The 25,154-nt window shown below is 61.6% G+C and carries 18 protein-coding genes and 3 pseudogenes; 20 read left to right on the forward strand and 1 reads right to left on the reverse strand.

Features of this window, described 5'->3' with window-relative positions; all coding sequences use genetic code 11:
• The 20 genes and pseudogenes from HX811_RS22665 to HX811_RS22760 all read left to right on the forward strand — a co-directional run.
• Positions 1–268, forward strand: a pseudogene (locus HX811_RS22665) (urocanate hydratase); the annotation flags it as partial.
• 150 nt (positions 269–418) lie between these two features.
• On the forward strand, positions 419–1,858 hold the full coding sequence (locus tag HX811_RS22670) for a cytosine permease (RefSeq protein WP_087692903.1): 1,440 nt from the start codon (positions 419–421) through the stop codon (positions 1,856–1,858).
• A pseudogene (locus HX811_RS22675) lies at positions 1,845–1,992 on the forward strand (histidine ABC transporter substrate-binding protein); the annotation flags it as partial. The gene HX811_RS22670 and the pseudogene HX811_RS22675, both read left to right, overlap by 14 nt.
• A 71-nt stretch (positions 1,993–2,063) precedes the next feature.
• Positions 2,064–2,915, forward strand: coding sequence for a proline/glycine betaine ABC transporter permease (locus HX811_RS22680; RefSeq protein WP_003209260.1), 852 nt, complete (start codon positions 2,064–2,066; stop codon positions 2,913–2,915).
• Positions 2,912–3,736 (forward strand): glycine betaine/L-proline ABC transporter ATP-binding protein, encoded by an 825-nt coding sequence (locus HX811_RS22685; protein ID WP_003209262.1) that lies wholly within the window; start codon positions 2,912–2,914, stop codon positions 3,734–3,736. The genes HX811_RS22680 and HX811_RS22685 overlap by 4 nt, the downstream gene beginning before the upstream one ends.
• Before the next feature lie 146 nt (positions 3,737–3,882).
• Complete coding sequence (hutH, locus tag HX811_RS22690; RefSeq protein WP_177047514.1) at positions 3,883–5,406, forward strand: histidine ammonia-lyase; 1,524 nt, start codon at positions 3,883–3,885, stop codon at positions 5,404–5,406.
• 114 nt (positions 5,407–5,520) lie between these two features.
• Entirely contained in the window at positions 5,521–7,059 is a 1,539-nt protein-coding gene (hutH, locus tag HX811_RS22695; RefSeq protein ID WP_085984627.1) for a histidine ammonia-lyase, read from the forward strand.
• Positions 7,060–7,241: 182 nt separating this feature from the next.
• Positions 7,242–8,651: an amino acid permease gene (locus HX811_RS22700; protein WP_003209267.1), complete on the forward strand. Its 1,410-nt coding sequence runs from the start codon at positions 7,242–7,244 to the stop codon at positions 8,649–8,651.
• A gap of 16 nt (positions 8,652–8,667) precedes the next feature.
• Entirely contained in the window at positions 8,668–9,873 is a 1,206-nt protein-coding gene (gene hutI / locus HX811_RS22705; RefSeq protein ID WP_134325596.1) for an imidazolonepropionase, read from the forward strand.
• A gap of 11 nt (positions 9,874–9,884) precedes the next feature.
• The gene (hutG, locus tag HX811_RS22710) at positions 9,885–10,685 is read left to right on the forward strand and encodes an N-formylglutamate deformylase (RefSeq protein ID WP_087692905.1); all 801 of its coding nucleotides are present in this window, start codon (positions 9,885–9,887) and stop codon (positions 10,683–10,685) included.
• 259 nt (positions 10,686–10,944) lie between these two features.
• Entirely contained in the window at positions 10,945–11,892 is a 948-nt protein-coding gene (locus HX811_RS22715; protein ID WP_010169147.1) for a choline ABC transporter substrate-binding protein, read from the forward strand.
• Positions 11,893–12,064: 172 nt separating this feature from the next.
• Positions 12,065–13,000 carry an alpha/beta hydrolase gene (locus HX811_RS22720; protein WP_003209274.1) on the forward strand — a complete coding sequence of 312 codons (936 nt, stop codon included), beginning with the start codon at positions 12,065–12,067 and terminating at the stop codon, positions 12,998–13,000.
• A 103-nt stretch (positions 13,001–13,103) separates the two neighbouring features.
• Positions 13,104–14,075, forward strand: coding sequence for a prolyl aminopeptidase (pip, locus tag HX811_RS22725; protein ID WP_008439282.1), 972 nt, complete (start codon positions 13,104–13,106; stop codon positions 14,073–14,075).
• Positions 14,072–14,509 carry a D-aminoacyl-tRNA deacylase gene (gene dtd, locus HX811_RS22730; RefSeq protein ID WP_087692908.1) on the forward strand — a complete coding sequence of 146 codons (438 nt, stop codon included), beginning with the start codon at positions 14,072–14,074 and terminating at the stop codon, positions 14,507–14,509. The genes pip and dtd overlap by 4 nt, the downstream gene beginning before the upstream one ends.
• A gap of 267 nt (positions 14,510–14,776) precedes the next feature.
• Positions 14,777–16,528, forward strand: a complete 1,752-nt coding sequence (locus tag HX811_RS22735) for a glucan biosynthesis protein G (protein WP_008439280.1) — start codon at positions 14,777–14,779, stop codon at positions 16,526–16,528.
• Positions 16,521–19,096 (forward strand): annotated as a pseudogene (gene mdoH / locus HX811_RS22740) (glucans biosynthesis glucosyltransferase MdoH); the annotation flags it as partial. The gene HX811_RS22735 and the pseudogene mdoH, both read left to right, overlap by 8 nt.
• A 237-nt stretch (positions 19,097–19,333) precedes the next feature.
• Positions 19,334–20,137, forward strand: a complete 804-nt coding sequence (locus tag HX811_RS22745) for a transporter substrate-binding domain-containing protein (protein WP_043226395.1) — start codon at positions 19,334–19,336, stop codon at positions 20,135–20,137.
• Between the two features lie 219 nt (positions 20,138–20,356).
• On the forward strand, positions 20,357–21,154 hold the full coding sequence (locus tag HX811_RS22750; RefSeq protein WP_003209284.1) for a transporter substrate-binding domain-containing protein: 798 nt from the start codon (positions 20,357–20,359) through the stop codon (positions 21,152–21,154).
• Between the two features lie 143 nt (positions 21,155–21,297).
• On the forward strand, positions 21,298–22,257 hold the full coding sequence (locus tag HX811_RS22755; protein ID WP_003209286.1) for an amino acid ABC transporter permease: 960 nt from the start codon (positions 21,298–21,300) through the stop codon (positions 22,255–22,257).
• The gene (locus HX811_RS22760) at positions 22,250–22,984 is read left to right on the forward strand and encodes an amino acid ABC transporter ATP-binding protein (protein WP_087692909.1); all 735 of its coding nucleotides are present in this window, start codon (positions 22,250–22,252) and stop codon (positions 22,982–22,984) included. Before HX811_RS22755 ends, HX811_RS22760 begins: the two co-directional genes overlap by 8 nt.
• 126 nt (positions 22,985–23,110) lie before the next feature.
• Here the strand turns inward: HX811_RS22760 and HX811_RS22765 are convergent, their stop codons facing one another.
• Positions 23,111–25,018, reverse strand: coding sequence for a methyl-accepting chemotaxis protein (locus HX811_RS22765; RefSeq protein ID WP_177047516.1), 1,908 nt, complete (start codon positions 25,016–25,018; stop codon positions 23,111–23,113).
• Positions 25,019–25,154: the final 136 nt, after the last annotated feature.

The raw sequence follows: 25,154 nt of genomic DNA on the forward strand, positions 1-25,154 counted from the left end.
CGACTGGCCACTGCTCAACGCCCTGCTCAACACCGCCAGCGGCGCGACCTGGGTTTCGTTGCACCACGGCGGCGGCGTCGGCATGGGCTTCTCCCAGCACTCGGGCATGGTGATTGTCTGCGACGGTACCGACGAAGCCGCCGAGCGTATCGCGCGCGTGCTGCACAACGACCCGGCGACCGGCGTGATGCGTCATGCGGATGCGGGCTACCAGATCGCTATCGATTGCGCCAAAGAGCAGGGTTTGAACCTGCCGATGGTCAAGTAAAGACTGGCTCGGTCCTGTGGGAGCCGGGCTTGCCCGCGATGCAGACGACTCGGTTTTTTCAGTAAGACCGAGGTGATGCCATCGCAGGCAAGCCAGCTCCCACAGGAGAGCAATCCGCATACAGAACAATCCATCAGAGGTTGAACATAAATGGCAGTAAAAGACGCTCGTGCAAGCACCACCCCGTTGATCGAAAGGCGTTCGATCGACTACATCCCGGAAGCGGAAAGACACGGCCGTCTATTGAGTCAGTTCACCCTGTGGTTGGGTGCCAACCTGCAAATCACTGCGATTGTCACCGGGGCCCTGGCCGTGGTGCTGGGCGGTGATGTGTTCTGGTCGTTGATCGGTCTGTTGATCGGTCAACTGCTGGGCGGTGGCGTCATGGCCCTGCATGCGGCGCAAGGCCCGCAACTGGGCTTGCCGCAGATGATCTCCAGCCGCGTGCAGTTCGGCGTGTATGGCGCGGTGATTCCCCTGGTGCTGGTGTGCCTGATGTACATCGGTTTTTCTGCCAGCGGCTCATTGCTGGCGGGGCAGGCGGTGGCGCAGTTGCTTCACGTTGAAGACTGGGTCGGCATCGTATTGTTCGCGGGGCTGATCATGGTGTTTACGATCTTCGGCTACCGGGTGATCCACGGCATCGGTCGCATCGCCAGCGTGCTGGGGGTGGTTGCCTTCGTGTACCTGTTCTACAGGCTGCTGGCCGGTAACGACATCGGTGCGTTGCTGGGCAACAAGCATTTTTCCCTCAGCAGTTTCCTGCTGGCGATTTCCCTCTCGGCGTCCTGGCAGATTGCGTTCGGCCCGTATGTGGCGGACTACTCGCGCTACTTGCCGCGCAGCACGCAGGCCTCGAAAACCTTCTGGGCCGTGGGCCTCGGTTCGGTGATCGGCGCGCAGGCTTCGATGGTGTTCGGTGTGTTTGCGGCAGCCCTGGCAGGCTCGCAATTCGCTCACCACGAAGTGTCGTTTATCGTCGGCCTGGGCGGCACCGGGATCGTCGCGGCGCTGCTGTATTTCAGCATCGCCTTCGGCAAGGTCACCGTCACCACCCTCAACGCCTACGGCAGCTTTATGTCGATCGCGACAATCATCAGTGGTTTCCGTGGCAGCCGGCATATCGGCAGTGGCACGCGGCTGTTGTACATCTTCGTGATGGTGTCGATTGCCGCCGCGCTGGCGTTGCTGGGCAAGGACTCGTTCCTCAAGGATTTCTCCGCGTTCATCCTGTTCCTGCTGGCGTTTTTCACGCCCTGGAGTGCGATCAACCTGGTGGACTTCTACTGCATCACCAAAGAGCGCTATGACATCCCGGCCCTGTCCAACCCCAACGGTCGCTACGGTCGCTGGAACCTGATGGGCATCAGCATCTACGTGTTCGGCGTGCTGATTCAGATGCCGTTCATCTCGACGCATTTCTACACCGGCCCACTGGTCGCGAGCCTGGGCGACACCGATATCTCGTGGATCATCGGCCTGGTGGTGCCGGCGGCGTTGTACTACTGGGCTGCGAAAAAATGGCACAGCCCGATTCCTGAGCGCCTCGTGCTGCCCGATGTGCAGGGCGCCGCTGCTCAACCTGCTTAACCAGAACCCGGTACGCATGACAAACAGCGAATTGAAACAGCAAAACTGGCGAAAACTTTCCTCAAGGGACATCCTGAACTCTGGCACGCATGGTGAGCGACAACGCAGCCAAGAAAATCGACGCGGCCTTGTAGGTTGAGTGTTTCCGGTTGCCGCCACAGGCAACCGGGCGCCCGGCCACAATCCACTGGATCGAGAGCACACTATGTTTCCTGAGAGTTTTACGTTTTCCATCGCCGACTGGGTCAACAGTTGGGTCGATGCGCTGGTGACCAACTACGGCGATGTGTTCCGGCACATCTCCGATACGTTGCTGTGGGCCATCGTTAACCTGGAAGGTTTGCTGCGCGCAGCGCCCTGGTGGTTGATGTTGCTGATTGTCGGCGGTATTGCCTGGCATGCCACTCGCAAGTGGTTCACCACCGTCGTGATCGTCGGCCTGCTGTTTCTGGTGGGCGCGGTCGGTCTGTGGGACAAGCTGATGCAAACCCTGGCGCTGATGATGGTGGCCACGGTGATCTCGGTGTTGATCGGCATTCCCCTGGGGATTCTGTCGGCCCGCAGCAACCGCCTGCGTTCGGTGCTGATGCCGCTGCTGGACATCATGCAGACCATGCCCAGCTTCGTGTACCTGATCCCGGTGTTGATGCTGTTCGGCCTGGGCAAGGTCCCGGCGATTTTCGCCACGGTAATCTACGCCGCACCGCCGCTGATTCGTCTCACCGACCTGGGCATTCGCCAGGTGGACGGTGAAGTCATGGAAGCGATCAACGCCTTCGGTGCCAACCGCTGGCAGCAACTGTTCGGCGTGCAACTGCCGCTGGCCCTGCCGAGCATCATGGCCGGGATCAACCAGACCACCATGATGGCCCTGTCGATGGTGGTGATCGCCTCGATGATCGGCGCCCGTGGCCTGGGTGAAGATGTACTGGTGGGCATCCAGACCCTCAACGTTGGACGCGGCCTTGAAGCCGGTCTGGCGATCGTGATTCTTGCCGTGGTCATCGACCGCATTACGCAAGCCTATGGTCGTCCACGGCATGAGGCGAGCAAATGACTACTGTCAGCAAAATTGAAGTCAAAAACGTATTCAAGATTTTCGGCAACCGCTCCAAGGATGCACTGGCGTTGATTGGCCAGGGCAAGAGCAAGGACGAGGTGCTGGCCGAGACTGGTTGCGTGGTGGGTGTGAACGACCTGTCCCTGAGCGTCGACACCGGTGAAATCTTCGTGATCATGGGGCTGTCGGGTTCCGGCAAGTCGACCCTGGTGCGTCACTTCAACCGGCTGATCGACCCTACCAGCGGTGCGATCCTGGTGGACGGTGAAGACATCCTGCAACTGGACATGGAAGCCTTGCGCCAATTCCGCCGGCACAAGATCAGCATGGTGTTCCAGAGCTTTGGCCTGCTGCCTCACAAGAGTGTGCTGGACAACGTTGCCTACGGCCTGAAAGTGCGTGGCGAAACCAGGCAAGTGTGCGCCGAGCGTGCGCTGCACTGGATCGAAACCGTGGGCCTCAAGGGCTATGAAAACAAATACCCGCATCAACTTTCCGGCGGCATGCGTCAGCGTGTAGGCCTGGCCCGGGCGCTGGCGGCCGACACCGACATCATCCTGATGGACGAGGCGTTCAGTGCGCTCGACCCGCTGATCCGTGCCGAGATGCAAGACCAGTTATTGGAGCTGCAAAAGACCCTGCACAAGACGATCGTGTTCATTACCCACGACCTCGATGAGGCGGTGCGCATCGGCAACCGCATTGCGATCCTCAAGGACGGCAAGCTGATCCAGGTCGGCACGCCCCGCGAGATTTTGCATTCACCGGCGGATGAGTACGTGAACCGGTTTGTCCAGCGGCGGGTGGCGGTGGTTTGATCCGATATTTGTGGTGGGTTGGCTGAGGCTATCGCAGGCAAGCCGGCTCCCACATTTGGAATGCGTTTCCCCTGTGGAAGCTGGCTCGCTTGCGATGAGGCCAGTGAAGCTGCACAACAATTGCGAATTTCATGAAGAGGTCAACGATGTCCCAGGCTGAAAAAATCATCATCGCCGACGCCCCGATGCGTTGGCAGGACGTGGTCGCCGTGGCTCGCCACGGTGCGATCCTCGAACTCTCGGGCCAGGCCTGGGCTCGTATCGACAATGCACAGGCCATCGTCCAGCGCATCGTCACCAGCGGCGAGCGCGCCTACGGCATCAACACCGGCCTGGGCGCCTTGTGCAACGTGTCGCTCAAGGACGAACAACTGAGCCGGCTGTCGCGCAATACCTTGCTCAGCCATGCCTGCGGCGTCGGTGCGCCGCTGAGTGTGGAGCAAACCCGCGCGATCATTTGCGCGGCGATCATTAACTACAGCCACGGCAAATCCGGCTTGCATCCGCAGGTGGTGCATTCGCTGCTGGGGCTGCTCAACCATGGCATCACGCCGCAAGTGCCGTCCCAGGGTTCCGTGGGTTACCTGACCCACATGGCGCACATTGGCGTCGCCTTGCTCGGCGTCGGCGACGTCAGCTATCGGGGTCGTATCGTTCCCGCACACCAGGCGCTGGCTGAAGAAGGTTTGCAGCCGGTAGTGCTCGGTGCCAAGGACGGGCTGTGCCTGGTCAACGGCACGCCGTGCATGACCGGCCTCAGCAGCCTGGCCCTGGCCGATGCGCACCGCCTGCTGCAATGGGCCGATGTGATCGGTGCCATGAGCTTCGAAAGCCAGCGCGGCCAGATCGACGCCTTCGACGAAGAAATCATCGCGCTCAAGCCGCACCCGGGCATGCAGCAAGTGGGCATCAACCTGCGCGCGTTGCTGGACGGCAGCGAAGTGATCGCCAGCAGCAAAGGCATTCGCACCCAGGACGCCCTGAGCATCCGTTCGATTCCCCAGGTGCACGGCGCCGCCCGCGACCAGCTGGAACACGCCACCCGGCAGATCGAAACCGAACTCAACGGCGCCACCGATAACCCGCTGGTGCTCGGCACGCCAGACAACTACCGCGTGGTGTCCCAGGCCAATCCCCACGGGCAGTCCGTGGCCCTGGCGGCAGACATGCTGGCCATCGCCATGGCCGAAATCGGCTCCATCGCCGAGCGTCGCCTGGACCGTCTGATCAACCCGCACGTCAGTGGTTTGCCGGCGTTCCTGGTAAGCAACCCCGGGGTCAACTCCGGGATGATGATCGTGCAGTACGTCGCCGCCTCGCTGTGCGGGCAAAACCGCCAGTTGGCGCAACCGGCGGTGCTCGACAACTTCGTCACCTCGGGCCTGCAGGAAGACCACCTGAGCATGGGCACCAACGCCGCGCTGAAGCTGTATTCAGTGCTGGAAAACGTCACCCAGATCCTCGCCATCGAGTACTTGCTGGCGGCCCAGGCGTTCGAGTTCCTCCAGGACCAACGCTTCGGCGCCGGCACCGATGCCGCCTGGCGTTTGCTGCGCGAACACGTCCCGGCCTACGACCAGGACCGCTGGCTGGCGCCAGACATCGCAGCCACCGCCGCGTTGCTCAAGGACGCCGATTTACTGCAACGCACGCTACCGAATTTGCACTGACCTTTTCCCAACAATAACCAGCGTGCCAAGCCGACTGATCCTCTAAAAGAGCACAGCGGCGGATAACGGAAGCATCCGGAGCGACTGGTAGTTAACAACACTCTCAAAAGGAGCATGAATGTGACTGCGCTAAACCTGATTCCAGGCCAACTGAGCCTTGCCCAACTGCGGGCCATCTACCAGCAGCCGGTAACCCTCAGTCTGGATGACAGCGCCTCGGCCCAGATCGAAGCCAGTGTCGCCTGTGTGGAGCAGATTCTCGCCGAGAACCGCACCGCCTACGGCATCAACACCGGTTTCGGCCTGCTGGCCTCGACCCGCATTGCCAGCGAAGACCTGGAAAACCTCCAGCGTTCCCTGGTGCTGTCTCACGCCGCCGGCGTCGGTGAGCCCATCAGCGATGCGCTGGTACGGCTGGTCATGGTGCTCAAGGTCAACAGCCTGAGCCGGGGTTTTTCCGGGATTCGCCGGCAGGTCATCGACGCGCTGATCGCCCTGATCAATGCCGAGGTCTACCCGCACATTCCACTGAAAGGTTCGGTGGGCGCCTCCGGTGACCTGGCGCCATTGGCCCACATGTCGCTGGTGCTGCTGGGCGAAGGCAAGGCTCGCTACAAAGGCGAATGGCTGGAAGCTACCGAAGCGCTGAAAGTTGCCGGCCTGACGCCGCTGACCCTGGCGGCCAAGGAAGGCCTGGCGCTGCTCAACGGCACCCAGGTTTCCACCGCTTATGCATTGCGTGGGCTGTTCGAGGGCGAAGATCTGTTCGCCGGTGCCCTGGCCTGTGGCGCCCTGACGGTGGAAGCCGTGCTGGGTTCGCGCTCGCCGTTCGACGCACGCATTCACGCTGCCCGGGGCCAACGCGGCCAGATCGACTCTGCGGCCGCGTATCGCGCCCTGCTGGGTGAAAGCAGCGAAGTGTCGCAATCCCACGAGAACTGCGACAAGGTCCAGGACCCGTACTCCCTGCGTTGCCAGCCACAAGTCATGGGCGCCTGCCTGACCCAGTTCCGCCAGGCGGCTGAAGTACTGGTGGTGGAAGCCAACGCCGTGTCGGATAACCCGCTGGTGTTTGCGGCTGAAGGTGACGTGATTTCCGGTGGCAACTTCCACGCCGAACCGGTGGCCATGGCGGCGGACAACATGGCGCTGGCCATCGCGGAAATCGGCTCCCTGAGCGAGCGTCGCATCTCGTTGATGATGGACAAGCACATGTCGCAACTGCCGCCATTCCTGGTGGGCAATGGCGGTGTGAACTCCGGCTTCATGATCGCCCAGGTGACGGCGGCGGCATTGGCCAGCGAGAACAAGGCACTGGCGCATCCCCATAGCGTCGACAGCCTGCCGACGTCAGCCAACCAGGAAGACCACGTGTCGATGGCCCCGGCGGCGGGCAAGCGCCTGTGGGAAATGGCCGAGAACACCCGCGGTGTGCTGGCGGTGGAATGGTTGGCGGCTTGCCAGGGCCTGGACCTGCGCAATGGCTTGAAAACCTCGCCGGCGCTGGAAAAGGCGCGCGGGATCCTGCGCAGCAAAGTCGCGTTTTATGAGAAGGACCGCTTCTTTGCGCCGGACATCAATGCCGCCAGTGAGCTGCTGGCAACGCGTTGCCTGAACGAGCTGGTGCCGGCGAAATTGCTGCCAAGCTTGTAAGAGCGACACCGATCCAGTGTGGGAGCTGTCGAGCCCCGGCGAGGCTTCGATGGCGCCGGAACAGGCAGCACTTTCGTAGCCTGACCCACCGCTATCGCAGCCTCGCTGGGGCTCGACAGCTCCCACATTTGATCTTCTACAGATTCGAATTTTCTCAGGATAAAAATAATTAAGGACGAGAAATGCACCAGCAAGAAAAGACGTTAAAACGCGGGCTCTCCGCCCGACATATTCGCTTCATGGCCCTCGGTTCCGCGATCGGTACCGGGCTGTTCTACGGCTCTGCCTCCGCCATCCAGATGGCCGGCCCGGCCGTGCTCCTGGCCTACCTGATCGGTGGCGCCGCGGTGTTCATGGTCATGCGCGCCCTCGGTGAAATGGCCGTGCACAACCCGGTGTCCGGCTCCTTCGGCCAGTACGCCAGTACCTACCTGGGCCCGATGGCCGGCTTTATCCTCGGCTGGACCTACGCCTTTGAAATGATCATCGTCTGCCTCGCCGACGTCACCGCCTTCGGCATCTACATGGGCTTCTGGTTTCCCGAAGTCGCGCGTTGGGTCTGGGTGCTGGGCATCGTGTTGCTGATCGGCGGCCTGAACCTGTGCAACGTCAAAGTCTTTGGCGAAATGGAGTTCTGGCTGTCGCTGCTCAAGGTCGGTGCCATTGTCGCAATGATCCTCGGCGGCTTCGGCATCATGCTGTTCGGCATTCACTCGGCGGGCGAAGCACCCGCTACCGGCCTCAGCAACCTGTGGGCCCACGGTGGCTTCATGCCGAACGGCGTGGGTGGCTTGATCGCGTCCTTCGCGGTGGTGATGTTTGCGTTTGGCGGCATCGAAATCATCGGCATCACCGCCGGCGAAGCCAAGGACCCGCAGCGGGTGATCCCCAAGGCAATCAACGCCGTGCCGTTGCGTATCCTGCTGTTCTACGTGCTGACGTTGTTTGTGCTGATGGCGATCTACCCGTGGCCGCAGATCGGCAGCCAGGGCAGCCCGTTCGTGCAGATCTTCAGCAACCTGGGGATAGGCTCGGCGGCGACCATCCTTAACATTGTGGTGATCTCGGCTGCTGTCTCGGCCATCAACAGCGACATCTTCGGCGCCGGTCGCATGATGTATGGCCTGGCCCAGCAAGGGCAGGCGCCCAAGGGCTTTGCCCAACTGTCGAGCCAGGGCGTGCCGTGGATGACCGTAGTGGTGATGGGCGCCGCGTTGCTCGGCGGTGTGGTGCTCAATTACCTGATCCCGGAAAACGTGTTCCTGGTCATCGCTTCGATTGCGACCTTCGCCACGGTGTGGGTATGGCTGATGATCCTGGTCACCCAGGTGGCCATGCGTCGCTCGATGACCAGGGAACAGATTGCCGAGCTGAAATTCCCGGTGCCGTTCTGGCCCTACGCGCCAGCGGCCGCCATCGTGTTCATGCTGTTCATCTTCGGCGTGCTGGGTTACTTCCCGGACACCCAGGCCGCTCTTATGGTCGGCGCCGTGTGGATCGTCTTGCTGATCGTCGCCTATCTGCTGTGGGTCAAGCCCGCCGCCGGGCAAACGGCCAAGGTCCACTACGACCCGGCTTTGTCTCATCGATAACCTAATGGAGGCGTTGATGAAAACGCTTTGGCAACACTGCCACGTTGCAACCATGGCCCAGGGCAACTACTCGATCATCGAGGACGCCGCCATTGTTACCTCGGGCACGCTCATCGAGTGGATCGGCCCGCGCGCCGATCTGCCGGATGCGAACTACGCAACCACCCATGACCTGCAAGGGGCGTGGGTCACGCCCGGGCTGATCGACTGCCACACCCACACGGTGTTCGGCGGCAATCGCAGCGGCGAGTTCGAGCAGCGGCTGCAAGGCGTGAGCTACGCCGAGATCGCAGCGGCCGGTGGCGGTATTGCCAGCACCGTGCGCGCCACGCGTGCGGCGAGCGAAGATGAACTGTTTGCCAGCGGCCACAAGCGCCTGCGCAGTTTGCTGCGCGACGGTGTAACCACCGTCGAGATCAAGTCCGGCTACGGCCTGGACCTGGCCAGCGAGCGCAAGATCCTGCGGGTGATCCGTCGCCTCGGCGCCGAGTTGCCGGTCAGTGTGCGCAGCACCTGCCTGGCGGCGCATGCGTTGCCGCCGGAGTATGTGGACCGGGCCGATGCCTACATCGAACACATCTGCACCGAAATGCTCCCGGCGCTGGCAGCGGAAGGCCTGGTGGACGCGGTCGACGCCTTCTGTGAGTACCTGGCGTTCTCGCCGGAGCAGGTGGAGCGCGTGTTCATCGCCGCCCGGAAACTTGGCTTGCCGGTAAAACTGCACGCCGAACAGTTGTCGTCCCTGCATGGCTCCAGCCTGGCGGCGCGTTACCAGGCGCTGTCGGCGGACCACCTGGAATTCATGACCGAGGAAGACGCCATCGCCATGGCCGCTTCCGGCACCGTCGCGGTGCTGCTGCCGGGCGCGTTCTACTTCCTGCGGGAAACCCAGTTGCCGCCGATGGATGCCCTGCGCAAGCACGGCGTGAAGATCGCGATCGCCAGCGACCTCAACCCGGGCACCTCGCCGGCGTTGTCGGTGCGCCTGATGCTGAACATGGCCTGCACCCTGTTCCGCATGACCCCGGAAGAAGCCCTGGCCGGCGCCACGCAACACGCGGCCACCGCCCTGGGCCTGGGCAACAGCCATGGCTCGCTGGAAGTGGGCAAGGTCGCGGATTTTGTCGCCTGGCAGATTGATCGTCCCGCCGACCTGGCCTACTGGCTGGGTGGCGAGCTGGATAAACGCGTCGTGCGCCACGGCGTCGAAGTCACCGTTTAAGGAGTACCGCTGTGGATAAGGTTCTGAACTTCAAACAAGGCCGTGTGCCGCTGCTGATCAGCATGCCCCACGCGGGCCTGCGCCTGACGCCGGCGGTGCAAGCCGGGCTGATCCCCGAGGCGCAAAGCCTGCCGGACACCGACTGGCACATTCCCACGCTGTATGACTTCGCCGAAGCGCTGGGCGCCAGCACCCTGGCGGCGGAGTATTCGCGCTTTGTCATCGACCTGAACCGGCCTTCAGACGACAAGCCGCTGTACGTTGGCGCGACCACCGGCCTGTACCCGGCGACACTGTTTGACGGTGTGCCGCTGTTCCGCGAAGGCCTGGAACCGTCCAAGGCCGAGCGCGCCACGTACCTGGAGCAGGTGTGGACGCCGTATCACCGCACTCTGCAAAACGAACTGGCCCGGCTCAAGGCCGAGTTCGGTTATGCGCTGCTGTTTGATGCGCACTCGATCCGCTCGGTGATCCCGCACCTGTTCGAAGGCAAGCTGCCGGACTTCAACCTCGGCACCTTCAACGGCGCGGCCTGCGATCCGCAGCTGGCCAGCGAACTGGAAGCCATCTGTGCCGGCCACCCGCAGTACAGCCATGTGCTCAACGGGCGCTTCAAGGGCGGGCACATCACCCGTCACTACGGCAACCCGGCCGAGAACATCCACGCCGTGCAGCTGGAGTTGGGGCAGTGCACCTACATGGAAGAGTTTGAGCCCTTCCGTTATCGCGCCGACCTGGCCGAGCCGACGCGGGTGGTGTTGAAGGAACTGCTGGAAGGGTTCCTGGCGTGGGGCAAGCGGCATTACTCCTGAGTGGCGTCGCTGCTGAGATAGCCTTCGCGAGCAAGCCCGCTCCCACATTCGACCGTGTTTCTTCAGGAGGAACACGGTCGAATGTGGGAGCGGGCTTGCTCGCGAAGAGGCCCTCAACAGCAACACACCTCCCAAGTCGTCTGTGTGCAAATCCCTGTCGCCACAGTTCGCTTTGATCGAGGTCTCGCTGGGTAAGGTGTTGGGCACGGCGCGTCAGACGCCACTCCCACAATAAAAACTGCCGAGTGAGACCGCATCGATGAAAAGACTGTTCAACCGTTGTCTGTTGATTCTCACCGGCGCCGCACTCTTGAGCGCCAACGCGATGGCTGCCGACCCGGCCTCGTGCAAGGTCGTGCGCATGGGCGTGGTCAGCTGGACTGACGTGATCGCCACCAGCGGCATGGCCGACGTGCTGCTCAATGGCCTGGGCTATGACAGCAAGCAAACCAGCGCCGTGCAGCAGATCATCTTTGCCGGCATCCGCGACAAGCGCCTGGATATCTTCCTCGGCTACTGGAAACCGGCGATGGACAACAACATCGCGCCATTCCTCGCGGCCAAGCAGGTCAAGGTGTTCGACAAGCCGAGCCTGTCCGACGCCCAGGCGACGCTGGCGGTGCCGCAGTACGTTGCCGACGCCGGCTTGAAAACCTTTGCCGACATTGCCCGCTTCAAGGACAAGCTGGGCGGCAAGATCTATGGCATCGAGCCGGGCAGCGGTGCCAATACCGATATCCAGAAAATGATCGACAGCAATCGCTTTGGCCTCGGCGGCTTCAAGCTGGTGGCGTCCGGCGAGGCGGGCATGCTGGCGGCGGTGCAGCGGGCAGTGAATCGCAAGGAGTTCGTGGTGTTTGTCGGCTGGACCCCGCACCCGATGAACATCAACATGAAAATGGCGTACCTGACCGGCAGTGAAGATGTGTTCGGTGCCAACGAAGGCATGGCCACGGTGTCCACGGTGACGGCGCCGGATTACGCCGAACGTTGCCCCAACGTGACACGCCTGCTGGAAAACCTGACCTACACCGCGGCCCAGGAAAGCCAGTTGATGGTGCCGATCATGGACCGCAAGACGCCGCAGGAGGTGGCCAAACAATGGTTGCGCGACAATCCCGAGGACTTGCAGCGCTGGCTGGCGGGCGTGACGACCCTGGATGGCAAGGACGGCGTGGCGGCGGTGCAGGCCAGCCTCAAGCCCTGATGCGAACACGATAGATCGAACAATAGAGCACCCCTGTGGGAGCCGGGCTTGCCCGCGATAGCGGTGTATCAGTCGCCGATGGCGTTGGTTGATACACCGCTATCGCAGGCAAGCCAGCTCCCACATTTGTCTTGTGGTGTGCTTCAAGTTTTCAGCAGCAGGGCAATTTCTGATGTCCCATTACCCGATTTCCGCGCAGATGTGCGCCTTCGTCGAAAAAACCGAATCCTTCACCAGCGACGACACATCGCTGGCCGGATTGCGCCGAGGCTACGACCGCATGTGCCAGGCGTTCACCCCGGCGCGGCCCGAAGGGTTACAGGTGTCAGACGTTTCCCTGGGTGGCGTGGGCGTACGCATTTATCAACCGGCGACGCCAACCCCTGATAGCGGCTGGCCATGCATCCTTTATATGCACGGTGGCGGCTGGGTGGTCGGCGGCCTGGATTCCCATGACTTCATGTGTGCTGAACTGGCCGACTCACTGCAAGTGCTGGTGATCGCCATCGATTACCGCCTGGCACCCGAACACCCGTTTCCGGCCGCCTTTGAGGATTGCCGTGCGGTCTGGCAGGCGATCCAGGTGGGCGAAGCGCCCCAGCCGATCAACCTTCAGCGTCTGGTGGTGGCCGGTGACAGCGCCGGCGGTAACCTGGCGGCGGCCCTGTGCCTGGGCCTGCGGGATGACCATCAGCCGCAGCCCCTGGCGCAAGTCCTGATCTACCCCGGCCTGGGCGGCCCCGCCGACCTGCCGTCCCGCCGCGATTGCGTCGACGCGCCGCTGCTCAGTACCGCCGACACCGAGTGCTATCTCGCCCTTTACCTGCGTGGGCCGGGCAAGCCGTCGCCCTACGCCATGCCATTGCTGGCCGTGGATTTCAGCGGGTTGCCGCAGGCTTTGATCGCTGTCGCCCAGTTCGACCCGTTGCGGGACGACGGCATGCTCTACGCCGAACGCCTGCAAGGCGCCGGGGTGGCGGCCACGCTGTATCCCGGCAAAGGCCTGGTTCACGGCTGCCTGCGGGCCCGGGGCCAGGTGTTGGAGGTCGACCGGCTGTACGTTTATCTGCTGGACTACCTGCGTGGTGTTCTGCTGACACAGGTCTAGGTCCACGAGGACATGCTCATTGCACAATTCGGGTTTATGATGCCAGACGGCAAAATAATAGACGTCCCCCCAGGGATGAACTCGACCCCTTACGGAGCGCGCAATGCAGACTTTGTACCCGCAGATCAAACCCTACGCCCGGCACGATCTGGCCGTCGATGAAACCCACGTCCTGTACGTCGACGAAAGCGGTTCCCCGGAAGGCTTGCCCGTTGTGTTCATCCATGGCGGCCCCGGCGCCGGGTGTGATGCCAATAGCCGCTGCTATTTCGATCCTAATCTGTACCGAATTGTTACTTTTGATCAGCGTGGCTGCGGGCGCTCCACCCCACGGGCCAGCCTGGAAAACAACACCACCTGGGACCTGGTGGCCGACCTTGAGCGGATTCGCGAACACCTGGGCATCGAAAAATGGGTGCTGTTCGGCGGTTCCTGGGGCTCGACCCTGGCCCTGGCCTACGCGCAAACCCACCCGGAGCGTGTGCACGGCCTGATCGTGCGGGGCATTTTCCTGGCCCGCCCCCAGGACATTCAGTGGTTCTACCAGGCTGGCGCCAGCCGCCTGTTCCCCGATTACTGGCAGGACTACCTGGCGCCTATCCCGGCGGAGGAGCGGCACGACCTGCTCAGCGCCTACCACAAGCGCCTGACCGGCAACGACCAGATCGCCCAGATGCACGCCGCCAAGGCCTGGTCCACGTGGGAAGGGCGCATGTTGGGCCTGTGCCCGAACCCGCAATTGATCGAGCGTTTCTCCGAACCCCAGCGCGCCCTGTCGATTGCCCGTATCGAATGCCATTACTTCACCAATAACTCGTTCCTTGAACCTGACCAGTTGATCCGCGACATGCACAAGATCGCCCACCTGCCTGGCGTAATCGTGCATGGCCGCTACGATATGATCTGCCCGCTGGACAATGCCTGGGAGCTGCATCAGGCCTGGCCCAACAGTGAGCTGCAGATCATCCGCGAGGCCGGCCATGCGGCTTCCGAACCCGGAATCACCGATGCGCTGGTGCGTGCGGCGAGTGAAATGGCACGGCGCCTGCTTGATTTGCCGCCTGAAGAAGCATGAAGGGGCTTTTGCAACGGGTGCGCGGCGCCCGGGTCGAGGTAGAAGGGCAGGTGGTCGGGGCGATAGACCAGGGTTTGCTGGTGCTGGTGGCTGTCGAGCCTTCGGACACGCAAGCCAGCGCCGACAAGCTGCTGCATAAGCTGCTTAACTATCGGGTGTTCAGCGACGACGAGGGCAAGATGAACCTGTCCTTGAAAGACATTGGCGGCGGTTTGCTGCTGGTGTCGCAGTTCACCCTGGCGGCAGACACCAAGAGTGGGCTGAGGCCGAGCTTCTCTACGGCGGCACCGCCGGCGTTGGGCGAGGCGCTTTTCGACTATCTGCTGTTACAAGCGCAACAATTGCATGGCACGGTAGCGGCAGGGCGTTTTGGCGCTGATATGCAGGTGCATTTGGTCAATGATGGGCCGGTCACCTTCCTGTTACAGACGTGAATGTACTGAAAACGACTTGTGATGCCCAAAAAACCGGGTTTTCGCTACAAATACTTCGCTGACCCTGATGCGTTGTCACGCGGGCTACTAGATAATCGCGCGCTACGGGGATCAGCGTTAATTGGTCCATTTTTGACTTAGGTAGAGACTTGTCCGATAGCCATTGGGGAATCATTTAGCCCCATGGGAGTCGGAACAATGCTCGCCAACCTGGCATATAGATAGCTGGCCGTTGGTTTTTTGATCTGTTTTCGGCGAGGGTTGCTCGTGATTGTTAGTCCCTGTAATGCACCAAAATTGTCTGCCAAACGGTTACGAAACGTACTGGTGACGGGCTCTGCCCTGTTTTGCCTGTTCGGCGCGGGTCAACTGTGGGCATTCAGTCTGGATGATGTGTCGGCCAAGGCAAAAGAGCTGGCCGGGCAGAAATACGAAGCTCCGCGCAGCAATTTGCCGAACGAATTCCGCGAAATGAAATTCGCTGATTACCAGAAAATTCGTTTCCGCAACGAAAAAGCCGAGTGGGCCGATCAGAACACCCCGTTCAAGCTGTCCTTCTACCACCAGGGTATGCATTTCGATACACCGGTGAAAATCAACGAAGTCACCGCCGACAGCGTTCAGGAAATCAAGTACGACCCGTCCCGCTTCGATTTCGGCGACGTCAAGTTTGATCCCAAATCCACCGAACAGCTGGGTTATGCCGGTTTCCGTGTGCTGTACCCGATCAACAAGGGCGACAAGCAAGACGAAATCATGACCATGCTCGGCGCCAGCTATTTCCGCGTCGTGGGCAAGGACCAGGTTTACGGCCTGTCTGCCCGCGGCATGGCGATCGACACTGCGTTGCCGTCCGGCGAAGAATTCCCGCGTTTCACCGAGTTCTGGATCGAGCGTCCAAAACCGGGTGAGAAACAGCTGGTGATCTACGCCCTGCTGGATTCGCCGCGGGCCACCGGCGCTTATCGCCTGATCCTGCGCCCGGGTACCGACACCATCGTCGACGTCAAATCCCAGATGTACCTGCGTGACAAGGTCACCAAGCTGGGCATCGCCCCGCTGACCAGCATGTTTCTGTTCGGCGCCAACCAGCCGTCCAAGGTCCTCAACTACCGTCGCGAGCTGCACGATTCCAGCGGCCTGTCGATCCATGCCGGCAACGGCGAGTGGATCTGGCGCCCACTGAACAACCCCAAACACCTGTCGGTCAGCAACTTCACCGTGGAAAACCCGCGTGGTTTCGGCCTGCTGCAACGCGGCCGCAACTTCAGCCACTACGAAGACCTCGACGACAACTACGACAAGCGCCCAAGCGCCTGGATCGAGCCTGAAGGCGATTGGGGCAAGGGCTCCGTCGACCTGGTAGAGATTCCGACCGCCGATGAAACCAACGACAACATCGTTGCGTTCTGGAGCCCGGAAACACTGCCGGAGCCAGGCAAGCCGCTGGACGTTGCCTACCGCCTGCACTGGACATTGCAAGACGCCGAGTTCCATTCGCCAGAAAGCGCCTGGGTCAAGCAGACCCTGCGTTCCACCGGCGACGTCAAGCAATCCAACCTGATCCGTCAGCCAGACGGCAGCGTGGCTTACCTGGTGGACTTCGAGGGCCCGTCCCTGAAGAAACTGCCAGCTGACGCACCGGTTCGCAGCCAGGTCAGCGTGGGCGACAACGCCGAAATCGTTGAAAACAGCGTGCGCTACAACCCGCACACCCAAGGCTGGCGCTTGACCCTGCGCATGAAGATCAAGGACGCAGGCAAACCGACTGAAATGCGCGCTGCTCTGGTTCAGGACATCGTGCAGCCGGAACCGGAGAAGGTTTCGACCCAAGTGTTGAAAGCCGACAAAGTACTGGCTAAACAGCACGAGAAAGCGGCCAAGAAAGACGCCAAGGACAAGGACGCCAAGCAGCCGGAAGCGGCTGCCCCAGCCACACCACTCCCTACCCAGGATCAGGCCAAGACAGAGCAAGTCCTGACCGAAACCTGGAGCTATCAGTTGCCTGCCGATGAGTAATTCTCAAGTCCAGCCAGAGACGCTTGCCGAGTACCTGGCGCATCTACCGATGACCGATGAGCAGCGCGCCGAACTGGCGGGCTGCGAGTCCTTCAGTGAATTGCACAAGCGCCTGTCATCGTCCACGTTCGACGCACCTGCCGACGCTGCCCAGGCATCGGTAGGCGCCCGGCTGACCCTCAACACTGCCGAAGAGCTGCAAGACGCCGAAATGCTGGTGCTCGACGCCAGCGGCCGGGTTTGCCTCAAGGCCACGCCGCCGATCCGTCGGACCAAGGTCGTGCCTGAGCCGTGGCGCACCAATATCCTGGTGCGTGGCTGGCGCCGCCTGACCGGCCGCACCAATCCACCGGCACCGCCGAAGGATGAGCGCGTGCTGCCGGCTGCCCGCTGGCGCACCGTCGGTTCAATTCGTCGCTATATCCTGCTGGTGCTGATGCTCGGCCAGACGATCGTTGCCGGCTGGTACATGAAAGGCATCATGCCGTACCAGGGCTGGTCCTTCGTCGACTTTGACGAGATCCGCAACCAGACCTTGCTGCAAACCGCTACCCAGGTTCTGCCTTACGCCCTGCAAACCAGCATCCTGGTGCTGTTCGGGATTCTGTTCTGCTGGGTCTCTGCCGGTTTCTGGACCGCGCTGATGGGCTTCCTGGAACTGCTGACCGGTCACGATAAATACCGTATCTCCGGTAAAAGTGCCGGTGACGAGCCGATTCCGAAAGACGCCCGCACCGCCCTGGTCATGCCGATCTGCAACGAAGACGTGCCCCGGGTATTTGCCGGCCTGCGCGCGACGTTCGAATCGGTGGCTGCCACCGGTGACCTGGACCGTTTCGACTTCTTCGTCCTCAGCGACAGCAACGAGGCCGACATCTGCATCGCCGAGCAGCAAGCCTGGCTCGACGTGTGCCGCGAAGCCGGTGGCTTCGGCAAGATCTTCTATCGCCGCCGTCGCCGTCGCGTCAAACGCAAGAGCGGCAACCTCGACGACTTCTGCCGTCGCTGGGGCGGTGACTACAAGTACATGGTGGTGCTCGACGCCGACAGCGTGATGAGCGGCGAATGCCTGACCAGCCTGGTGCGCCTGATGGAAGCCACGCCGGATGCCGGGATTATCCAGACCGCGCCACGTGCGTCGGGCATGGATACCCTGTATGCGCGCATGCAGCAGTTCGCCACCCGGGTGTACGGCCCGCTGTTTACCGCCGGCCTGCACTTCTGGCAGCTGGGTGAATCCCACTACTGGGGTCACAACGCGATCATCCGCATGAAGCCGTTTATCGAGCACTGCGCCCTGGCGCCGTTGCCGGGTAAAGGTGCGTTTGCCGGTGCGATTCTTTCCCACGACTTCGTTGAAGCGGCGCTGATGCGCCGTGCCGGCTGGGGCGTGTGGATTGCCTACGACTTGCCGGGCAGCTACGAAGAGCTGCCGCCGAACCTGCTGGACGAACTCAAGCGTGACCGTCGCTGGTGCCACGGCAACCTGATGAACTTCCGCCTGTTTTTGGTAAAAGGCATGCACCCGGTGCACCGTGCGGTGTTCCTCACCGGCGTGATGTCGTACCTGTCGGCGCCGTTGTGGTTCTTCTTCCTGGTGCTGTCCACGGCCTTGCTGGCGGTCAACACACTGATGGAGCCGCAGTACTTCATGGCGCCGCGCCAGTTGTATCCGTTGTGGCCACAATGGCATCCGGACAAGGCGGTGGCGCTGTTCTCCACCACCATCGTGCTGCTGTTCCTGCCTAAATTGCTGAGCATCATCCTGATCTGGGCCAAGGGCGCGAAAGAGTTCGGCGGCAAGTTCAAGGTGACCCTGTCGATGCTGCTGGAGATGCTGTTCTCCATGTTGCTGGCGCCGGTGCGGATGATTTTCCACACCCGTTTCGTACTGGCCGCGTTCCTCGGCTGGGCGGCGACCTGGAACTCGCCACAGCGTGACGACGACTCCACACCATGGAGCGAGGCAGTCAAGCGCCACGGTCCGCAGACCCTGCTCGGCTTCTTCTGGGCGCTGCTGGTGGTGTGGTTGAACCCAAGCTTCCTGTGGTGGCTGGTGCCGATCGTCGGTTCGCTGATGCTGTCGATTCCGGTGTCGGTGATTTCCAGCCGGGTCAAACTGGGCCTCAAGTCTCGCGACGAGAGCCTGTTCCTGATCCCCGAGGAATACAATCCGCCCCAGGCGCTGTTGTCGACCGACAAGTACACCCACGAAAACCGTTGGCATGCGCTCAATGACGGTTTTGTGCGGGCGGTGGTCGATCCGCAGCAGAACGCCCTGGCGTGCGCCTTGGCAACTTCCCGTCACGGGCAGGCGGAGCCGATTGAGTGGCTGCGTGTTGACCGGGTTCGCCACGCGTTGAAAGTCGGCCCGGCCGGCCTCAACAACGGTGAACGCCTGGCCTTGCTCAGCGACCCGGTCGCCCTGGCACGCTTGCACGAGCAGGTCTGGAGCGAAGGCCACGCCGAGTGGCTGAGCGCCTGGCGTGAATCGGTCAAGGCCGATCCGCATGCGCCATTGCTGCCATTGAAGCCGCTGTCGTCCCAGGCTCAACCGGCCTGATTCCGACGCCCCCGAGGTGCCACCTCGGGGGCGTTTGCGATAACCGTCCTACGTTGTTTTTCCCTTCTGCTGCATCGCGCTAACTCCTTGTTATTTCGAAACAAAAGACCCTTCTCCGAGGCATATTGCCGTGCCTGCGAGTGGGTTAGCATCGCCCCCCAAATCTGACTCGAAGCCTGCGGCTTACGCGAACTTGCGCGTGGCCGGGTGTGGGAGTGTTTAATGGAACAGGGGCTTTTTTCATGATCAAAAGGTATTTGTCGATGCTGCTGCTCGGCATCGTCACATTTTCCCACGGTTACCTGGCGCATGCCGGAGCCATAGATGAGGCCGTTCGGCGGGGGGTGTTGAAAGTCGGCACCAATCCGGCCTACGTGCCCTTTGAGATGACCGACAAGAAAGGCCGGATCGTCGGGTTTGAAATTGACCTGCTTCGGGAGATGAGCAAGGCGCTGGGGGTCAAGCTGGAGCTGGTTTCGGTACCGTATATCGACCTGATTCCCGGCCTGCTGGCCAGCCGGTTCGACCTGATCGGCAGCGGCATGACTGTCACGCAGGAGCGCAACCTGACCCTCAATTTCAGCGACTCGTTCATCATCGTCGGCCAGACCGTGCTGCTGAACCCTCGGTTGGCCGACAAGGTCCAGAGCATCGAGGACTTGAACGAGGCCGGTTACCGGATCGTGGCCGCCGAAGGCACCACAGGCGAGGCGGCGGCGAAAAGGTTTCTCGGCACTGCACGGCTGCGCAGTTTTCCAACACCTGAAGAAGGCGTGCGCCAGGTGGTGGAGGGCAAGGCCGATGCGTTTATCCATGATGCGCCGTATAACCTGATCGCCATTACCAAGCCCCAGAACAGTGCGCTGTTGGCGCTGGAGCAACCCTTCACCTACGAGCCCCTGGCGTTCGGCTTGAAAAAGGGCGATTACGACAGCCTCAACTGGATCAATCATTTCCTCAACCAGGTGGCCCAGGACGGCACCTACGATCGGCTGCATGACAAGTGGTTCAAGGACTCGGGCTGGATGGCGGAAGTGGACTGGTAGTCATAACTGCTTACACATCAAGCAATTGGCTGGGCCGTGGGTCGAGGTGTCTAGCCATGCCTTTCTCTGCACGGTTATGGGGCTTTTCTGTCATACCTTGGCAACAAATCCCGGCGAAACCTTTGTACCCGGCGGTGAGTGAGTTAGGATCGCACCCCGAAATGGTGCAGCCCTTTTGCGCGCCGACCTCACAAGAAAATGAGTTCAGGGGACTTGATGATGAAAAAGTATCTTTCGATGCTGCTGCTGGGTGTCACCGCACTGGTGGCGGTCAACGCGGCACATGCCGGCGCCATCGATGATGCGGTCAAGCGCGGTACGCTGAAGGTCGGCATGGACCCGACCTACATGCCGTTCCAGATGACCAACAAACGCGGTGAAATCATCGGCTTTGAAGTCGACATCCTCAAGGCCATGGCCAAGTCGATGGGCGTGAAGTTCGAGCCGATTTCCACCGGTTACGACGGCATCATCCCGGCCCTGTTGACCGACAAGTTCGACATGATCGGCAGCGGCATGACCCTGACCCAGGAACGCAACCTGCGCCTGAACTTCAGCGAACCGTTCATCGTGGTCGGCCAGACCCTGCTGATCCGCAAGGAGCTGGAGGGCACCATCAAGTCCTACAAAGACCTGAATGACGAGAAATACCGCCTGACCTCCAAGCTCGGCACCACCGGCGAGATGGTGGCCAAGAAGCTGATCTCCAAAGCCAAGTACCACGGCTATGACAACGAGCAGGAAGCTGTTCTGGACGTGGTCAACGGCAAGGCTGACGCCTTCGTCTATGACGCCCCGTACAACGTGGTGGCCGTGAACAAGGTCGGCGCCGGCAAACTGGTGTTCCTTGATCAGCCGTTCACCTTTGAACCCCTGGCGTTCGGCCTGAAGAAGGGCGACTACGACAGCATCAACTTCATCAACAACTTCCTGCACCAGATCCGAAACGACGGCACCTACGATCGCATCCATGACAAGTGGTTCAAGAGTTCCGAGTGGCTCAAGGACATGGAATAAAAGCTGACCTGCATTGATCGTTCCCACGCTTCGCGTGGGAATGCAGCCCGTGACGCTCTGCGTCACAAAGCGGACGCTGAGCGTCCAGTGAGGCATTCCCACGCAGAGCGTGGGAACGATCTCGACATATCCCGGAACCCGTAATGAAACAGAAAAAAGCCCAATGGCCCTGGCACCTGCTGACGGTGCTGGTGCTGGTCGGCCTGGCCGGCGCGCTGTATTACGCCACCTCGCTGATGTCCTACGAATGGCGCTGGAACCGCGTGCCGCAGTACTTCGTCTACCAGGCCGAAGAATCCCAGCGTGCGTCGGACATTTCCACCGTCAGCGAGTTGGTACGCAAGGGCGATGTGGCTGACGTCACCCTGCGTAATGACGAGGGCAACGAACAGCACCTGACCGTGGCCGAGAACAGCCTGCAAGTGGCCAAGGGCGATGACGTGGCCGAGGGCGATGTGGTCGGCGTCACCCGGCATTGGGCTGCGGGCCCTCTGCTGTGGGGCTTGTGGACTACGTTGTGGCTATCGGTGGTGTCCGGGGTGCTGGGACTGTTGATCGGCCTGGCGACCGGATTGTGTCGCCTGTCGAACAACCCGACTTTACGCGATCTGTCGACGATCTACGTCGAACTGGTACGCGGTACGCCGTTGTTGGTGCAGATCTTCATTTTCTATTTCTTTATCGGCACGGTGCTCAACCTGTCCCGGGAATTCGCCGGGATCGCCGCGCTGTCACTGTTTACCGGCGCGTATGTGGCGGAAATCATCCGCGCCGGCGTGCAGTCGATTGCCCGTGGGCAGAATGAGGCGGCACGTTCCCTGGGGCTCAGTGCTGGCCAGTCGATGCGCCACGTGGTGTTGCCGCAAGCCTTCAAGCGCGTGCTGCCGCCCCTGGCCGGGCAATTTATCAGCCTGGTGAAGGACACGTCCCTGGTGTCGGTGATCGCGATTACCGAGCTGCTCAAAAGCGGCCGCGAGGTCATCACCACCTCGTTCTCGCCGTTCGAAATCCTGTTCTGCGTCGCAGGCCTGTACCTGCTGATCAACCTGCCGCTGTCGAAAATCGCCAGCCGGCTTGAGCGGAGGCTCGCGCAAAGTGATTGAAGTCCGCGATCTGGTAAAAGTCTTCGACACCCGTGGCCACGTCGTGCGCGCGGTGGATAACGTGACCACGCAGGTGGCCAGGGGTGAAGTGCTGGTGGTGATCGGCCCGTCCGGTTCCGGCAAGTCGACGTTCCTGCGCTGCCTTAACGGCCTGGAGGAATTCGATTCCGGCTCGGTAAGCATCGACGGCCTGCAACTGGCAGACCCGAAAACCGACGTGAACGCCTACCGCCGTGAAGTCGGCATGGTGTTCCAGCACTTCAACCTGTTCCCCCACATGACCGTGCTGGAAAACCTCTGCCTGGCGCAAAAAGTCGTGCGCAAGCGCGGCAAGAAAGAGCGCGAGGCCAAGGCCCTGGCGCTCCTGGAGAAAGTCGGCATTGCCCAGAAAGCCCACGAGTTCCCGTCGCGGCTTTCCGGTGGCCAGCAGCAGCGCGTCGCGATTGCCCGCGCGCTGGCGATGGAGCCCAAGGTGATGCTGTTTGACGAGCCCACCTCGGCCCTGGACCCGGAAATGGTCGGCGAAGTGCTGGACGTGATGAAGACCCTGGCCCTGGAAGGCATGACCATGGTCTGCGTCACCCATGAAATGGGCTTTGCCCGGGAAGTGGCTGATCGCGTGCTGTTCTTCGATCACGGCAAACTGTTGGAGGACGCCGCCCCGGCGCAATTCTTCGATGCGCCGAAGGACCCTCGCGCCCAAGCCTTCCTGCGCCAGGTTCTATAAATGCGTGGGAATGCTTCTTGTGGCGAGGGAGCTTGCTCCCGCTGGGCTGCGTAGCGGCTCCCAAAAAAGATAGGAGCGCTGCGCACTCCAGCGGGAGCAAGCTCCCTCGCCACAGGTTGGGTTTTTTCAGACCTTGAACTTGCCCACCCACACCTGCAAATCCGCCCCCAGGCGCGCTAGTTCGACACTGGCCGCCGCAGTGTCCTGACTCGCGGCCCAGGTCTGTTCCGATACATCCTTGACCTTCAACACGCTGCGGTTGATCTCCTCGGCGACCGCCGTCTGTTCCTCTGCGGCAGCGGCAATCTGCGGGTTCATCTCCTGGATCACCGACACGGTACGGGTGATGCCAGCCAGCGCCTCTCCTGCGCGACGGGTCAGTTGCACGCTGTTGTCGGTGAGGCTGCGACTGTTGTCCATGATGTCGGCCACCTGCTGCGTGCCCCGGTGCAGGCCGCTGATCAACTCCTCGATTTCCTCGGCCGACTGCTGGGTGCGTTGTGCCAGGCTGCGCACTTCATCGGCGACCACGGCAAAGCCTCTGCCAGCCTCGCCGGCGCGGGCCGCTTCGATGGCGGCGTTGAGGGCCAGCAAGTTGGTCTGCTCCGACACCGATTTGATCACTTCCAGCACGCTGCCGATCTTCCGGCTTTCCTGTTGCAGGCCTTGCATGGCCTGGCTTGAACGCGCCATCTCCTGAGCCAGGTGCTCGATGTGGGTAATGGCCTCAGCCACCACCTGATCGCCCTGGCCCGCCTGCCGGTCGGCCTCGGCAGCAGCCAGCGACGCTTGCTCGGCATGGCGCGCAACTTCCTGGGAGGTGGCGAGCATCTCGTTCATGGCGGTGGCCACCTGTTCGGTTTCCTGCTTCTGGCCGTCGACCCCGTCGCGGGTTTGCTCGGTGACCGCCGAGAGTTGCTCGGCGGCGCTGGCGATCTGCTGGGCGCTGTCGCCGATGCCGCTGATCAAGCCCCGCAGGTTGAGGGTCATTTGCCCGATGCTGCGCTGCAACTGCCCCAGTTCATCCTGGCGCGAGGCCTGGATGTCGTGGCTCAGGTCACCTTCGGCAATCCGGTTGGCCACGGACAGGGCCTGGCGCAGTGGTGCGACGATCTGGACGGCGATCAACCAGGCGGCCACGACACCGAGCAACAGCGCCGCTGCAGTAACGTTGAGCAGCAGGGTGCGGGCGAGGCTGGCTTCGTTGTCACGCTTGGCGGTCTGGTCCTGGCTCAGCAGGTCGCTTTCCGTGAGCAATTGATCCAGCCACTGTTCAAGCTGGTTCTGGGTGGTTTCGGCGCTGAGTTGGGCGTCCTTGAGGCGTGTCAGGTGAGTCCGAAAATCGAGCAGGACTTTTTTCAGGGCGCTGGCGTCAACCGGCAGCGCGCCTACCGCCGCCTGGGCGCCATCCAGGGCCAGTAGCGCATCACCCACGCCCTTGGCGTAGGCGTCCAATGACGCAGCGGCCCAGGCGGGGCTCTGGGCGCGGTCTTCGGCTTGTTCCAGGGCCTGGCGCAATTGTTCCACGGCATCGAGGGCGTTTTCATCGTCTTGATTGGGCAGGTTGCTCGACAGTTCAGAGAGGCTGTCACTGCTCTGGACTGAGCTGCGCTTGAGCTGTTCACGGGCGTTTTCACGTTGCTTGATCAGCCCCTCCAGGCCGCTTAAGGCGGTCTTGAAACTGGTGACGAAGCGTCGGCTTTCCTGCAGTTGTTGTTGGTTGACCGGGTCGGTAAATCGTGGGGAAAGATCCACCAGAAACTGGTCGATCTTGTCCATGTGCAGCTCTATTTTGGACAGGCTGGCTGGGTCGTTCAGGGTGCGATAGACGATGCGATCAGCGCGCAACTCTTCGCCGACGACTGCCAATTGCGAGAGCAGCGTGAGTTTTTGGGAGCGCTCGAGGGATGCGCTCAAGGCTTGCCAGCCGGTAGAGGCGATGATCAGGCTGAGGCTGAGCACCAGGCCAAAGCCCAGGGCAAGTTTGAGGCTGATGCTGATGTTTCCGAGCAGGCGGGTCAGTGGACGAAACATGGTGAACCTCCAACGAATCAAAAGGAGCGTCTCAAGCGTCCGGCCAACAATGGTCAGGGGAGTTGAAACGCTACTTTTATTCGGCGCCAGGTGTGTGATCCACGACCTGAAAAACGCGTAGGAAATTTCACATATT

The organism is Pseudomonas sp. F8002 (genome assembly GCF_013385495.1).
Lineage (GTDB): Bacteria > Pseudomonadota > Gammaproteobacteria > Pseudomonadales > Pseudomonadaceae > Aquipseudomonas.

Bases quoted from the DNA above. Each gene is read 5' to 3' on its own strand.
- HX811_RS22755 (WP_003209286.1), top strand. From the start codon at position 21,298: ATGAAACAGAAAAAAGCCCAATGGCCCTGGCACCTGCTGACGGTGCTG.
- hutH (WP_085984627.1), top strand. From the start codon at position 5,521: ATGAATGTGACTGCGCTAAACCTGATTCCAGGCCAACTGAGCCTTGCC.
- HX811_RS22685 (WP_003209262.1), top strand. From the start codon at position 2,912: ATGACTACTGTCAGCAAAATTGAAGTCAAAAACGTATTCAAGATTTTC.
- pip (WP_008439282.1), top strand. From the start codon at position 13,104: ATGCAGACTTTGTACCCGCAGATCAAACCCTACGCCCGGCACGATCTG.
- hutH (WP_177047514.1), top strand. From the start codon at position 3,883: ATGTCCCAGGCTGAAAAAATCATCATCGCCGACGCCCCGATGCGTTGG.
- HX811_RS22765 (WP_177047516.1), bottom strand. From the start codon at position 25,018: ATGTTTCGTCCACTGACCCGCCTGCTCGGAAACATCAGCATCAGCCTC.
- hutI (WP_134325596.1), top strand. From the start codon at position 8,668: ATGAAAACGCTTTGGCAACACTGCCACGTTGCAACCATGGCCCAGGGC.
- HX811_RS22720 (WP_003209274.1), top strand. From the start codon at position 12,065: ATGTCCCATTACCCGATTTCCGCGCAGATGTGCGCCTTCGTCGAAAAA.
- HX811_RS22670 (WP_087692903.1), top strand. From the start codon at position 419: ATGGCAGTAAAAGACGCTCGTGCAAGCACCACCCCGTTGATCGAAAGG.
- HX811_RS22680 (WP_003209260.1), top strand. From the start codon at position 2,064: ATGTTTCCTGAGAGTTTTACGTTTTCCATCGCCGACTGGGTCAACAGT.
- HX811_RS22700 (WP_003209267.1), top strand. From the start codon at position 7,242: ATGCACCAGCAAGAAAAGACGTTAAAACGCGGGCTCTCCGCCCGACAT.
- HX811_RS22715 (WP_010169147.1), top strand. From the start codon at position 10,945: ATGAAAAGACTGTTCAACCGTTGTCTGTTGATTCTCACCGGCGCCGCA.
- HX811_RS22745 (WP_043226395.1), top strand. From the start codon at position 19,334: ATGATCAAAAGGTATTTGTCGATGCTGCTGCTCGGCATCGTCACATTT.
- dtd (WP_087692908.1), top strand. From the start codon at position 14,072: ATGAAGGGGCTTTTGCAACGGGTGCGCGGCGCCCGGGTCGAGGTAGAA.
- HX811_RS22750 (WP_003209284.1), top strand. From the start codon at position 20,357: ATGAAAAAGTATCTTTCGATGCTGCTGCTGGGTGTCACCGCACTGGTG.